Below are 13,530 nucleotides of genomic sequence, written 5' to 3'. Positions count from 1 at the left end.
GCCGCAGCCAACGAGCCGGCTTCACTTGGGATCGTATGACGAAGTTGGCGGATGACTGGCTTCCTCAACCCCGTATCCTCCATCCCTGGCCGCAACAGCGCTTCGCCGTCACACACCCAAGGTAGGAGCCGGATGCCTTAATTGGGCTCGTCCGGATCTGTGCGGGGGGCGCTCAGCAATGAGCGTCCCTACCGCGATCCGTTTTGCTTTGAGATGCGCGCGCTGAGCGGCAGCCTGGTGAGCTCTGCGCCAGAATGACCATGCGATGACATGCGCGGGTTGGATCCGCTTTCGAGCAAGCCTGATGGCGATGCGGCGGATTTCCTGGATTGACCAACGGATCAGCGGCGGCGTGGGTGTGCTTTGGCTTTTGCCGGGTGGCGGCGTTTGGTTTTTTTGGGCGGTGGCGGATTGGCGCGATGGCGGATCGCCGCCATCATGGCGAAGGCGAGCATCACCAGGGACACGTGGCGATGCCAGCCATGCCAGGACCTGCTCTCGTTGTGATCGAGCCCGAACTCGTTTTTCGCGGTTTCAAAGCTGTCCTCGATCGCCCATCGATGGCCTTCGACCGCGACCAGCGTTTCAATTGATGTTCCCGCTGGGCACCAGGTGGTGAAGAAGGCGAGGTCATCATCGGCGATGCGACGACGGATCAGTAGACCGCGCGTCCATAAACCATCATTTGCGCTGTTGAACTGCTCGGCCTCGAGGTCGGCCAATTCGAGATAACACCAGTCGTGCAGCCGCGGTCCTTTGGTTCCGGCTCCCGCCGACAAGCGCTTCCAGTCGGACGAGCGCCGCGTCCGGGCGAGGTCCGCGGCCGTGCCGGCGACCGGCGGTCGCTTGCCCCAGGATCGGAAGACATGAGAGCTGCTGACCCCGAGCACATAGCCTTTGCCTGCCCGCCGTAGCTGCTGTTCGATATCGCCAACACCGTAGACCGTAAAACCCACTTGAATGGTACAGACGCGGCTATCGCACGTGCGATCATTCTCGTCGCAAGCTTTGGTTTGGTCGCAAAGCCGACATCGGCAGGCACATATGCGGCTTCCAGACGATCTGGATCGTCGGTCCATTCCTTCGGAAGATACAACGCGCGATCGATGAACGCATGACCATGACGCGAAACGTAGGTAGCGAAGACGCCGATCTGGCAGTTCGTAATCTTCCCTGCCGAACCAGTGTATTGCCGTGCCACTCCGCATGACGCTTTGCCCTGCTTGAGAAAGCCGGTCTCGTCGATCACCAGCACCGCATCGTCATCCGCCAAATGCTCGATGACATAGTCGCGGACGATGTCGCGCAGGGCATCAGCGTCCCAATCCCCGCGACCCAGGATCGCCTGCTGCCGCCATGGGCCGGGATCGCCAGCCGCCTCCGCGCGCATCCAACCGGTCTTGCGCTGCTCATCTCCGAGCAGACCTTCCAGGAACTCTCGAAGCGACGCCGCCCACAACGCAAGCGTCTCCTCAACCGACGCGGCCCGCGTCCACGACATTCGAATCATGGTTGCCCATGGATTCAGAAGCCCGCAAACAAAGCAACTGTAATGCTAGCGAGCGTTTCACGGGCTGGCCGATATGATGCGGCTTCTCGCTGCGGATCAATCAGAACGCTTTGATCTTGGTAACAACGACAAGGGCCGTTTGCGCACGAGGTCAATCCTTCGCAAGACCCTTAATTCGAACTGCAAAGCCCGCCTTTACGCGGTCCATTATGACCATGGTCTTGAAGCCCTTGATGTCCGAGTTCCGATAGAAAAATTGTCGCGTGAACTGTTCGTAATCTTCCATGCTGCGAGCTGTGATGTAGAGGAGGAAATCGGCGTCCCCCGTTACGTAAAATCCATTCACAACTTCGGCCGAGGACTTAATAGCCTTTTTGAACCTGTCGATGATATCTGAACGCTCCCTCTCCAGATTGACCAGCACCAGCATTTGAATGGGCCTTCCGACCGCCTTTGCCGAAACGAGCGAGACATCGGCCTCGATGATACCTTGCGAGCGAAGCCGCTTCAGTCGCCGTTGACACGCCGTTGCAGAGAGCCCCGTCATTTCGCCAATCACATCGGAAGTAAGTCGGTTGTTCCTTTGCACAATCTCTAAGATGCGGGCGTCAATTCGATCATATTGCATATTGGGTTCAGCCTTCAGGTGCATTTCCTTCGCAAAACGCCGATGCATTGCAGGAAATCGTCGAGACAGCGGGAAAATGCAACGCAATATCCACGGTACATTAGTATCCTGAGTGGACTGGCAAATTCAACAAATGACCACGTGGACTTCATATGGCCTTTCAGACTATTCGCCACAAGGCACAGCCATTTGAAGGTCTTGCTGGTCGGCACCTGCAAAACTTGCGTCGGCGTGATTTTGTCGCGGGAGCTGCGCTCATCGATGGTCGTTGGATCGCGAGCGAGCAGCGGGACGTCGTGGTCGATCCGGCTAGTGGGGAAGAAATCTGTAACGTGGCCCGTTGCGGCGCGGTGGACATAAATACGGCGATTGCAGCAGCTGACCGTGCTTTTCCTGCTTGGCGTGCATTGTTGCCGGCGAGGCGAGGCGCGCTTCTTAGATCGTGGGCGTCCTTGATGCTGGACAATGCGGAAGAGTTATCCATTTTGGTGACAAGCGAGCAAGGCAAGCCGCTCGCTGAAGCGCGGCACGAGATTACGTATGGGGCGGGATTTCTTGAGTGGTTCGCTGCAGAGGGTGAGCGCGCATATGGTGAGACGATTCCCAGTCACAGGGCTGCCAGTTTGCTGCAGGTTCGAATGCAACCAATTGGTGTCGCGGCGGCCATTACTCCGTGGAATTTCCCTGTTGCTATGATTACCCGAAAGGCGGGAGCTGCTCTTGCGGCTGGCTGTCCGATCGTTGTGAAGCCTGCTCCTGAGACGCCGCTCTCTGCTCTTGCCCTGGCCAGATTAGCCGAAGAAGCGGGGGTTCCCGCGGGCGTGTTCCAGGTTGTGATCGGCGATGCAATTGAGCTCTCAAAGCCTCTGTTGCGCGATCCGAGAATACGGGCTCTTTCCTTCACGGGTTCTACCGACGTTGGCCGTCTGCTTCTGGAAGGGGCCGCCGACACGGTAAAGAAAGTGTCGCTCGAATTGGGAGGCCACGCGCCCTTCGTCGTCTTTGATGACGTTGATCTCGACAAGGCCGTCAAAGGGGCGATGGCTGCGAAATTTGCGACCTCTGGTCAGGACTGCTTGGCTGCTAACCGCATCTACGTTCAAAGAGGCATCTATGATGCTTTCGTCAATGCCTTTGCTGCAGCGATCGAGCAACTCAAGATCGGTCATGGTCTAGATCCCTTGACAGATATCGGCCCAATGACGAAGTTGTCGGTTGCCGAAAAGTGCAGGGCTCAAATCGATGACGCTGTGCGAAGGGGTGCCCGCGCAATATCCGCGGCTCAAGGTGCCGATCTATGCTCGCTCTTTGTTGCTCCCACTCTGCTCTGGGATGTCACGGAGGACATGCTCATTGCCAAGGAGGAGACCTTTGGTCCGGTGGCTGCGGTCCTCCCGTTTGACACGGAAGAGGAGGTCGTCACCCGATCCAACGCGAACGAAATGGGCCTCGCCGGCTACGTCTACACAGATAATCTGCGTCGAGCCCTTCGGGTTTCTGAGCTGATGGAATGTGGCATGGTCGGCGTCAATACTGCTTCATTTACGGGGCCGCCGATTCCATTCGGTGGATGGAAGCAGTCAGGGCTCGGTCGCGAGGGGTCGCGACACGGCTTGGCGGAATTCATGGAAATGAAATACGTCTGCTTCGGCGACTTGGCGGCCTAGGAGAGTTGGGTATGATCGATATCAAAAACATTGCAGAGCAGGATCGCTCCAGTGTTCTGCATCCCTTCACGCAGCTCAAGGATTTTGCGAGCGGCAAGCTCGGTGATCCGACTATCGTCGTTGGGGGAAAGGGCATTCGAATTCAGGATGCGACGGGACGCAGCTACCTCGACGGCTTTGCTGGCCTTTACTGTGTGAATATTGGATACGGGCGCACTGAGGTGGCGGAGGCGATTGCGCGGCAGGCCCATAACCTGGCCTATTATCACTCGTATGCGGCACACACGACCGAGGAGCTGGCGACGCTCTCGCATCGTCTTATACGAATGGCCCCTGGCAAGCCGAGCAAGGTGTTTTTTGGACTGTCGGGATCGGATGCCAACGAAACCCAGGCCAAGCTCGTCTGGTACTACAATAACCTACGTGGGCAACCTAAGAAGAAGAAGATCATTTCGCGCGAGCGTGGATACCACGGCTGCTCGGTGATCTCCGGCTCGATGACCGGCATGTCGTTCTATCATGATCATATGGACCTTCCTTATCCGGGTATTTTGCATACAGGTGTGCCCCACCATTATTGGGGCGCCGAGCCCGGCGAGACGGAGGAATCCTTTTCTCGTCGTCGTGCAGCCGAACTCGAAAAGTTGATCGTACAAGAGGGGCCGGAAACGATCGGCGCCTTCATTGCCGAGCCGGCACTCGGTACGGGAGGTATTATCCCGCCTCCGAACGGCTACTGGCGCGAGATTCAAGCCGTGCTCAGGCGCTACGATGTTCTTTTCATCGCAGACGAGGTGATTTGCGGGTTCGGTCGAACCGGCGCTGACTTCGGCAGCACACTCTATGGAATCGAGCCTGACCTGGTGACAGTTGCTAAAGGTCTGACCTCTGGATACGTGCCGCTCTCTGGAGCCATCGTTGGCGAGAGGGTCTACGCAGTCATCGAGGAGGCGGCTGATCGAGTTGGCGCATTTTCGCATGGATATACCTACTCGGGCCATCCGATCGCGGCCGCTGCTGCAAACGCAGTCCTTGATATTGTTGAGAAGGAGCGGCTTAGCGATCGCGCGCGGATCGTCGGCTCGCACTTCCAGAAACGTCTCAACGAACGCTTTGCACAGCTGGAAATCGTCGGCGAAGTGCGTGGCGTCGGCCTACTTGGTGCAGTCGAGTTCGTCGCAGATCGCCAGACAAAGCGGAGGTTTGATCCGCAGCTGAAGGTCGGGGCGCGCATCTCCAAGGCTGCGCGTGATCGCGGGCTTATTGCCCGAGCAATGCCGCACGGTGACATTCTTGGTTTCGCTCCTCCCCTCGTCGTATCCGAGAGCGAGATCGACGAAATTGTTGATCTCGCCTATCAAGCGACAAAACAAGTCATGGACGAACTCGCACATGAATCTGCGATTGGGTGAAGGCGGATCGAATGTGATGCCGAACTCGGGGGCCCGTCGCGGGCCCCCCTTTTTGGGTTCGAGCGTGTCGCCGCTTGGAGCGGCTGCGCGAGGCGACGGTGAACCGCTTCAGAAAGCCCGAAGGTCAGGCCGGCCAATTTGCCGTTCCCGCTATCGCGGATGGATTGGTCAGGCCGTGTAGTTCGACAGTTCCTATCGAACTGTATCGCCATAATGCCGGGTTCTAGTCGCGGCCCATCCTAATGGCCAGGAATAAGTCATGACTGCTATCCCAATCAATGGAAATGCGATTGCCGAGCGCATTCGAGCCCGCGTCGCGCGCGACGTTGCACTGCTTAAAACTCAACGCGACATTACCCCGGGCTTGGCTGTGGTCCTAGTCGGCAATGATCCCGCGAGCTCAGTCTACGTGAAGACAAAAGCCAGACAGGCGCAGGCCGTGGGATTGAAATCTCAACAGTTTTTACTTCCGGTTCACGTCGGCGAAACGGAGCTCTTGACGTTGATCGAAGAGCTCAACAGCGATGATTCTGTCGATGGCATCCTTGTTCAGCTCCCGCTGCCTGGCCACATCGATAGTTGGCGTGTGCTAGAGGCCATAGATCCCTCAAAAGATGTGGATGGATTTCATCCATACAATGTCGGAAGATTGGCGGCTGGGCGGCCAGCTCTTGTGCCCTGTACTCCGCTTGGGGTTGTTCATCTCATCAACACCGTCGTTAGCGATCTGAAGGGTCTCGATGTCGTTGTCATTGGCCGTTCGAACATCGTCGGAAAGCCTCTGGCAGTTCTGCTCGGCGATGCTGGATGTACCGTCACAGGCGCGCAGCTACAGACGCGAAACTTGCCAGACCTCTGTCGAAACGCCGACATAGTTGTGTCTGCCGCCGGTTATGCGGGACTCGTTCGGGGCGATTGGTTGAAGCCAGGCGCAATTGTCATTGATGTTGGTATCAATCGCGCGATCGATTCGACGGGCGCACCGAAACTAGTGGGAGATGTCGCTTTTGCAGAAGCAATCAAGCGAGCCGGTTACATCACTCCAGTTCCTGGCGGCGTCGGGCCGATGACCGTCGCGTATTTGCTCGCGAACACCTTGAACGCGGCGGTCTCCCGCCGGGGCTTGCAGCTGTCTATTGATCACGAGCGCGATCAAGTCCAGTCATCCTGCCACCGAGCGCAAGATCGTGCCGCCGATCTGCAGGCGGCAACTTAGAAGCCATTCGGAATATTTCACGCCAGCCGAGCAGCTGGGCCAATCCTACGCGGGACTGCGCTGCAGTATACGCCATAGCTTGCATCGGCTGATACCAACCCAAGCCCCTCTCTCCTGGCGAGCCAATCTCAGCTTTTCTTATCGCAGTGCGTATTCTACCACCGAGTGGAACTGGTCCATCCCGATCGGCACGCGTTCGCATCGTCTCAAACCAACATTGCCGTAAAAAAACGAACTCTCATTGGGCTCTGGCAGCCGCGGTCAATGCAGTGCGGTCGCGGGAAACAAGCGATCGCTCCCAGCGCTATCAGATCCCGCAGTGGAACCCCAAGGGATGAGTTCAGCATCGCAACGTGCGCGAAAGGCACATCTTGTTGGTGGCCTTACGCAGACGGAGCCTCTGGTTCGCATCCCGCGTGAGGACCCTGCGCTCCCTTGTCACGGGCCGATCCAACCAAAGCTCCATGGCCCCGGGGGCGCAAGATGCCGACGCCGCAAAAACGATCGTTTCATCCATCCGACGCAGGATTTCTGTTTCATGGAGGCTCACATCAGTCAAATTCAGTATCGCGGACCCCGTATTGTCTCCCTCAAGACAAGAGGCATTCAGACTAGCGGACGTCAGGCGCTGAATGCGCAGAGGGAGACCGATTTGCACAATTCCGTATACCTACGCGTCGTGTCGCATGCAAAACGCTGACAAGCGACAGTAAACCCAATCGCCATCTCACCAAGACGCTCGACGTCGCGCCGGTAGCTTGTGAGTTCGCAGCGGATACAAAAATCCCGCATCGCGGGACCCACGCACTCCAACTTCGAAAACACATCCTTCACTGATCCTAGGCTGCGCCTGACCGGGTCTGCAGCCATTTTTTCTGAGCCGTTAAATGCACACGAAGCTTCCATCCCATGCTGAATACGTCATTGTCGGCGGCGGCATCATCGGATTGTCCATCGCTTATCACCTCACCCGGCTCGGACATCGCGATGTCCTTCTGCTTGAGCGCGATCAGCTCACCTGCGGTACGACGTGGCACGCCGCTGGCCTGGTCACCCAGCTTCGAGCTAGCGAGAACATGGCAAAGCTGGCCCAGTATACAGCTGGGCTCTTCCAAGAGCTTGAGGAGCTGACCGGCCAATCCACGGGCTTTCGGCAATGCGGGTCGATCACTGTCGCGGCGACACCTGAGCGGCTCGAAGAGCTCAAACGGGGGGCGTCTATGGGGCGCTCCTTTGGTCTCGATGTCGATATCATCGATGCTGCAGAGGCAAAGCGACGGGTGCCGATGCTTGATGTGGCTGATGTGCTCGGCGCGGCATGGATTGCTTCGGACGGAAAGACAAATCCGGTAGACACAGCTCGCGCGTTTGCAACCGGTGCGCGGCAGGGCGGAGCGAAAATACTCGAACGAACGCCGGTGACGCGCATCCTGGTCGAAAACGGACGAGTCACCGGCGTCGAGACGGTGGACGGAAGTGTACGTGCGGACAAGGTCGTCATCTGCGCAGGGATGTGGACGCGAACGCTGGCTGCCGACCTCAATTGGACGGTACCGTTGCACGCGGCAGAGCACTTCTATGTTGTAACAGAGTCCATGCCGGGGTTGGCGCCTGACACTCCCACGCTTCGCGACCTTGATGCGTGTATGTATGCAAAGGAGGACGCGGGCAAATTGCTGGTGGGCTTCTTCGAGCCTAAGGGAAAACCGTGGGGTATGGAGGGAATTCCGCGTGACTTCAGTTTTGAGTCGCTGCCTGACGATCTCGATCACATTGAGCCTCACCTCGTCAACGCTATGCGACGCCTGCCAGGGCTGGCGAACGTGGGTCTGCAACTGAACTTTAATGGCCCGGAAAGCTTCACGCCGGACAATCGGTTCTTGTTGGGGCCTGCCCCTGACATCGCGGGCCTCTATGTGGCTTCCGGCTTCAATTCCTGCGGTATCGAGTCATCTGGCGGCGCTGGCAAGGTCATGGCCGAGTGGATGTCGACTGGTATGCCGGCAAGCGACTATTGGGAAATGGACGTGCGGCGCGCCATGCCCTTTCAGCGCAATCGGCGATATTTGCACGACCGTACCGGCGAAGCCGTTGGGCTGCTTTACGCCTTGCATTGGCCTCACAAGTCACCATCGACGGCTCGAAACGTGCGGGTCTCGCCACTGCACCATCGGCTCGCCGCGGCCGGTGCGACGTTTGGAGAGGCTGCTGGCTGGGAGCGGACGCAATGGTTTGGGCCAGCTGACGCGCCGGCCTACGGGCACGCCACATTTGGTCGTGATGGTTGGTTCAAGGCGAGCAGGGCCGAACATGAAGCAACGCGTTCCGAGGTTACGCTGTTCGACCAAACGTCATTTGCCCACCTGCTAGTGCAGGGGCGCGATGCGTTATCCTTTGTTCAGCGACTCTCGACTAATGACGTTGACGTTCCAATTGGACGAATCGTGTACACGCCATGGCTCAACGAGCGGGGCGGCATGGAGTCCGACGTCACGATCGCAAGAACCGCTGAGCATGAATTCCTAGTTGTCACCGCTGCCGTCCAGCGCGTCCGCGATCTCGCCTGGATGCGTCTGCATGCGAAACGTGCGGGACACGTCTCCGTGACTGACGTATCGTCAGGTTACGCTTGCCTTTCCGTCATGGGGCCACGCTCGAGAGAGCTTCTGATGCGAGTGAGTCCGACAGATTTCTCTGACGCTACATTTCCGTTCGCGACAGCCCAAGAGATCGAGATCGGTTATGGTATGGCTCTCGCCTTCCGAATGACCTTCGTAGGAGAGCTCGGTTGGGAGTTGCACATCCCGGTAGAGCAGGCGTTGGGTGTCTACGACGCGCTGGTTGCTGCGGGGCGCGATCTCGGCGTACGCGACGCGGGTTACGTAGCGCTGAACACCTTGCGCCTCGAAGCCGGTTACCGAGACTGGGGTGCTGACGTGAGTGACGAAGATTCTCCCCTCGAGGCGGGACTGGGATTCACGATCGCGTGGAATAAGAGCGATGACTTCATCGGCCGATCGGTTCTCGAATCGCAGCGTGGCCAAACTCCGCGACGACGTCTCGTGCAGTTCGCCGCGCCCGGAGCGGCGCCGCTCATGTTTGGAACGGAGCCCGTCTGGCGCAATGGATCGCCGGTAGGTTACCTGCGCTCAGCGGGCTACGGCCATACATTAGGCTGTGGTGTCGGTATGGGCTATCTACAATGCGAAAATGGGGTCAGTGCGGATTGGCTGGCGAAGGGAGCTTTTGAAATCGAGATTGCCGGCGAACGGCATCCGGCGATCGCATCGCTTCGTGCCTTCTACGATGTGAATCGCACGCGAGTGAAGGGCGAGTGGCGCAAGCTCGAAGACATTATTGCCCCGGAGTTGCTCCGAGTGAAGTCTTGAATGTCACCTCCGCTTTTCTTCAACGCCTCTCTCGAGGAGCCGCCATCAGGCGCTAATTGCCATGTGTGATCCTGCGTTGATTCTCGCCTTCTCTTGCCCTGATCGTCCGGGCATCGTATCGGCTGTCTCAAGCCTGCTATTTGGGGCCGGTTGCAACATCCTCGATGCTCAGCAGTTTGATGACACGGAGGCCGGTCACCTTTTTATGCGCGTCGTGTTCGCTCGTCTCAAACACGCAAAACCAGAAGCAGAGATTGCTGCCTTAGTCGAGGAACTCGCCCGCGGGTTCGCCATGAAATTCACGCTGCGGCAGAGTTCGGCAAAAAAACGTGTGATGCTGCTAGTTTCCAAATTCGACCATTGCCTAGTCGATTTGCTTTATCGCTGGCGGATCGGCGAGCTTCCGATGGAGGTAACGGCAATCGTTTCTAATCATGGTCGCGAGCATTTGACCTCCACCGATCTCGGCGAACTGCCATTCTATCATTTTCCTGTCATCAAACATACGAAGATGGAGCAAGAGACGCGAGTATGGGACCTCGTGCGCGAGACAAAAACAGATCTGGTTGTGCTCGCGCGATACATGCAGATCCTCTCGGACGGATTTTCTGCCAAGCTGTCCGGACGCTGCATCAACATTCACCATTCATTTTTGCCGGGCTTCAAGGGCGCCAAGCCCTATCACCAAGCATACGATCGGGGCGTCAAGTTGATCGGCGCGACGGCGCATTACGTGACCTCGGATCTGGACGAGGGGCCTATCATTGAGCAAGACGTCGAACGGATTTCACATCACGACACACCCGACGACCTCGTCCGCAAAGGACGTGATATAGAACGGCGCGTACTCGCCCGGGCGGTACTCCATCACCTGGAGGACCGAGTGGTCTTAAACGGCAAGAAGACTGTTGTCTTTACTGGTTGACCTGGGTGGAAAGTGCCGGCCGTGAGCCGTCGTTTTAGCGAAGGAGTCCCGAGACGGCGAGTTGGTTGGTATAACCGGCGACTTGATGCGGCACTTTTTGAGCCGGTAGATAGCAATTCGATGCCTCCGGAGGCGTGAACACCGAAAGGAGACAGCTCTTTCGATTCTCCGTAGGCACATCGCTGATAGCCCGGCGCGCCGCTTCAGAACCTCACTAAGCGGGCCGCTGGCATTGCCGGGATCTGCCCCGTTTCGCTACGACCGGGCTGCAGGTTTTTGCGAGCTTTGGCGCTTTCGAGCGCCCGACTTTCGGGATCAACATTCATGCTATTTTCGGCTGCCGAGTGCGGCGAGCGTCGGACCGCTTATCCCGAGGGGGAGGAGCATCGCTAGAGCATGTTGTTTTTGATCAGACTCTGGATTCCGAGAAGTCAAGGTTTCTGATTCAGGCATCCTGCTGGAGAATGGAGGCCAGCATGGATGACACGGCCCTATTCGGAAGATATCCGCGATCGCGTTCTGGCGCGTGCGGATTTAGGCGAGACGGTTCGATCAATCGCGCAGGCGCTCTGGATCAGCGCTTCCTGCATCAGCAAGTGGAAGAGCCTGAGACAGCAGACCGCGGGCGTCACTCCGGGCAAGATCGGCGGCCAGAAGAAAGAGGACTTTGTCAGGCGCCCATGCTAAGTGGCTGCGCCAGCGCATTCGGTCCGGCCCGTTCACCTTACGCAAGTTGACCGATGAGTTGACTCAGCGCGGTGTGAAAACGGATGTTCGGGCTGTGTGGACCTTTGTTCACGCCGAGGGCCTGAGCTTCAAAAAACACGATACGGGCGGCCGAGCAGGATCCTCCCGATATCTCGCTCGTAAGCACACCGCTGGAAAGCTCACCAGGGCACGATCGATGCCTCGCGCCTGGTCTTCCTCGATGAGATCTGGATCAAGACCAACATGGCCCCGCTGCGCGGCTGGGGACCGTGGGGCAGCGGCTTGCGGCATCCGCGAGACGATGACATTCATCGCGGCGCTTCGCTGCGATCACATCTCGGTACCCTGGGTCATTGATGGCCCCATCAACGGCGAACTCTTCACATTCTACGTCGAGAAGGAGGTGGCTCCAATCCTGGCACAGGGGGACGTCGTGATCCTCGACAATCTTTGGAAGCCACAAAGGCAAGAGAACTCGCGACATCATCCGCGCGAAGCGAGCGCACCTGCTCTTCCTGCCACCCTATAGCCCTGACCCTAATCCGATCGAGCAGGTTTTCGCCAAACTCAAGCACCTCATGCGAGCTGCAGAACCTCGGACCATCGAAGCGACCCGGCGCAAGGCCGGAGATCTCCTCGACCGAAGGAATGTGCAAACTATCTCAAGAACTCTGGGTATGTTTCCGTAAAAACAGCAGCTTTAAGGAACTGACTGCAGGAAGCGTATCGCCATTTGCGAACCAGCTATTCTGGGCCGCGTACAGGACCGCAGCACCTGCGATCCTCAGCCACGGCTCCTCTGAAGGAGCGAAGCAATGCTCCGGTGGCGCGAGGTGGTTAGATGTTCTTAGGAGCTTGCCCGGTCCTTGCCCCGGCCGCAACTTGCTCTGACGCGTGCTCATTGGCGAGCAGATGATGAGCGGCCATTCGCTTGGGACCGCCAGTTCACATTCAATCTTCCGATGGCGCCTCGATCGGAATCGCAAAGCCCGCCTTAACGCGGTCCATTATGACCATCGTCTTGACCGCCTTGATGTCCGGATTCTCATAGAAGAATCGCCGGGTGAATTGCTCGTAGTCCTCCATACTCCGGGAGGTGACGTAGAGGACAAAGTCAGCGTCTCCGGTCACGTAAAATCCATTGACGACTTCAACCGACGATCTGATCGCCTTCTTGAACCTGTCGATGATATCGGAACGCTCCCGCTCCAAACTGACCAGCACCAGCATCTGAATAGGATTTCCGACCGCTTTCGGCGAAACTATGGAGACATCGGCCTCGATAATTCCTTCGGAACGGAGCCTCTTTAGCCGTCGTTGGCATGCAGTAGCAGAAAGCCCCGCCATTTCGCCGATGACGTCGGAGGTGAGGCGGTTATTCTTCTGCACGATCTCGAGGATGCGAGCGTCTATCCGATCGTATTGCATATCTAGCCTGAATCCCCCCTGGTGAATTCCGCCGCAGAACTCCTGCTTCAGCAGAAATCGAGCCAAAGGGCCGGAAAGTGCGACGTAAATATCTCCGTGATATCAATATCCTGAATGCTTGGGACATTTCAACAGGGCTAGGGCAGGATAATTTGCTCATTAAGCACTTTGTGCGGCGCGGGGGCAACCGATCGTAATGGCCGGGCTGTTTGCAACTCAATTCGCTGTAACTGCTCTCTCGTTCTTGCGCTACCGCAACTCGAAATTCCGAAAACATCAATGTGACCAGCAGGTTCCCCATCTTGATGGAGCTTTGAGCGTCGCTCCGAGGGTGGCGTACAAAGCTGTGCGACCCTGCTAACTTCCGTGGGCCCCTCGAGGTCATCACCAAAAAGAGCTGCCGCAATCTGACCGACGGAGGTCCAGCCGTCTCTTTGCTTCCGGTTTCGAGCTCGCATTTCTGGCGCGCGATCGTGTATGAGCATTCCGGCGCGATCGCAGAAGCGCACTCCCGTCGCAAGATAAGTTGCTGCGCTTTGGCTTCGGATTTACAAAAGTTCTGGGCCGAGCCTGGAGGCATGTCCTACGAGGAAGTTCTGCGGCAATGCAGCCAAACAAGGCGATTGTCTGCACAATAGTCTTGGAAG

Annotated in this window: 7 protein-coding genes and 2 pseudogenes; 6 read left to right on the top strand and 3 right to left on the bottom strand. The window is 57.6% G+C overall.

The window, feature by feature from the left end:
- Positions 1–341 precede the first annotated feature (341 nt).
- Together IVA81_RS27360 and IVA81_RS27355 are read right to left on the bottom strand one after the other, a co-directional pair.
- A pseudogene (locus tag IVA81_RS27360) lies at positions 342–1,510 on the bottom strand (IS701 family transposase).
- Between the two features lie 151 nt (positions 1,511–1,661).
- Positions 1,662–2,138, bottom strand: coding sequence for an Lrp/AsnC family transcriptional regulator (locus IVA81_RS27355; RefSeq protein ID WP_247323768.1), 477 nt, complete (start codon positions 2,136–2,138; stop codon positions 1,662–1,664).
- Positions 2,139–2,290: 152 nt separating this feature from the next.
- Between IVA81_RS27355 and IVA81_RS27350 the strand changes: the two genes are divergently transcribed.
- The 6 genes and pseudogenes from IVA81_RS27350 to IVA81_RS27325 all read left to right on the top strand — a co-directional run bounded on the left by IVA81_RS27350 (position 2,291) and on the right by IVA81_RS27325 (position 12,167).
- A complete protein-coding gene (locus IVA81_RS27350) occupies positions 2,291–3,805 on the top strand; it encodes an NAD-dependent succinate-semialdehyde dehydrogenase (RefSeq protein WP_247323764.1) in 1,515 nt (504 codons plus the stop codon).
- A gap of 11 nt (positions 3,806–3,816) precedes the next feature.
- A complete protein-coding gene (locus IVA81_RS27345) occupies positions 3,817–5,217 on the top strand; it encodes an aminotransferase (protein WP_247323760.1) in 1,401 nt (466 codons plus the stop codon).
- A 259-nt stretch (positions 5,218–5,476) separates the two neighbouring features.
- Positions 5,477–6,433: a bifunctional methylenetetrahydrofolate dehydrogenase/methenyltetrahydrofolate cyclohydrolase FolD gene (gene folD / locus IVA81_RS27340; protein ID WP_247323758.1), complete on the top strand. Its 957-nt coding sequence runs from the start codon at positions 5,477–5,479 to the stop codon at positions 6,431–6,433.
- Between the two features lie 887 nt (positions 6,434–7,320).
- Entirely contained in the window at positions 7,321–9,822 is a 2,502-nt protein-coding gene (locus IVA81_RS27335) for an FAD-dependent oxidoreductase (protein WP_247323754.1), read from the top strand.
- Positions 9,823–9,883: 61 nt separating this feature from the next.
- Positions 9,884–10,747 carry a formyltetrahydrofolate deformylase gene (gene purU, locus IVA81_RS27330; RefSeq protein ID WP_247323752.1) on the top strand — a complete coding sequence of 288 codons (864 nt, stop codon included), beginning with the start codon at positions 9,884–9,886 and terminating at the stop codon, positions 10,745–10,747.
- A gap of 480 nt (positions 10,748–11,227) precedes the next feature.
- Positions 11,228–12,167, top strand: a pseudogene (locus IVA81_RS27325) (IS630 family transposase).
- Between the two features lie 239 nt (positions 12,168–12,406).
- On the opposite strand, the gene IVA81_RS27320 reads toward IVA81_RS27325, so the two are convergent.
- The gene (locus IVA81_RS27320) at positions 12,407–12,883 is read right to left on the bottom strand and encodes an Lrp/AsnC family transcriptional regulator (protein WP_247323749.1); all 477 of its coding nucleotides are present in this window, start codon (positions 12,881–12,883) and stop codon (positions 12,407–12,409) included.
- Positions 12,884–13,530 lie beyond the last annotated feature (647 nt).

The organism is Bradyrhizobium sp. 141 (genome assembly GCF_023074055.1).
Taxonomy (GTDB): domain Bacteria; phylum Pseudomonadota; class Alphaproteobacteria; order Rhizobiales; family Xanthobacteraceae; genus Bradyrhizobium.
The sequence above is the reverse complement of the archived record's forward strand: the minus strand, read 5'-3'. Positions and strand labels throughout refer to the sequence as shown.

Bases quoted from the DNA above. Each gene is read 5' to 3' on its own strand.
- IVA81_RS27355 (WP_247323768.1), bottom strand. From the start codon at position 2,138: ATGCAATATGATCGAATTGACGCCCGCATCTTAGAGATTGTGCAAAGG.
- IVA81_RS27350 (WP_247323764.1), top strand. From the start codon at position 2,291: ATGGCCTTTCAGACTATTCGCCACAAGGCACAGCCATTTGAAGGTCTT.
- IVA81_RS27345 (WP_247323760.1), top strand. From the start codon at position 3,817: ATGATCGATATCAAAAACATTGCAGAGCAGGATCGCTCCAGTGTTCTG.
- folD (WP_247323758.1), top strand. From the start codon at position 5,477: ATGACTGCTATCCCAATCAATGGAAATGCGATTGCCGAGCGCATTCGA.
- IVA81_RS27335 (WP_247323754.1), top strand. From the start codon at position 7,321: ATGCACACGAAGCTTCCATCCCATGCTGAATACGTCATTGTCGGCGGC.
- purU (WP_247323752.1), top strand. From the start codon at position 9,884: ATGTGTGATCCTGCGTTGATTCTCGCCTTCTCTTGCCCTGATCGTCCG.
- IVA81_RS27320 (WP_247323749.1), bottom strand. From the start codon at position 12,883: ATGCAATACGATCGGATAGACGCTCGCATCCTCGAGATCGTGCAGAAG.